At 45.4% G+C, this 249-nt stretch carries 1 protein-coding gene; it reads right to left on the reverse strand.

Going from position 1 to position 249, the window contains the following annotated elements:
- Positions 1-249, reverse strand: a 249-nt coding sequence (locus R2R70_RS22075; protein ID WP_410979209.1) for a hypothetical protein, incomplete at both ends; no start/stop codon positions are given.

A 249-nucleotide genomic window follows, 5' to 3' on the forward strand; every position in this document is an offset into this window, starting at 1 on the left:
AGAACGTGTGTACTTGGTTAAGTTGTAGATGTCGATACCCGCTTCGCCAGGGATGCGTTCTTCTTCATGTACGTTTACAACGATGCGACTTGCGTCGGCATACATTACTTCACCACCACGTTTTGCAACAATCGTTACACCAGAATCTTTCGCTAGTGTTAACTCAATACCTGTACCTACTAACGGCTTATCCGCTTTCAATGTTGGTACTGCTTGACGTTGCATGTTTGAACCCATCAATGCGCGGTT

Source organism: Cobetia sp. SIMBA_158, assembly GCF_046566945.1.
Classification (GTDB): Bacteria; Pseudomonadota; Gammaproteobacteria; order Pseudomonadales; family Halomonadaceae; genus Cobetia; species Cobetia amphilecti.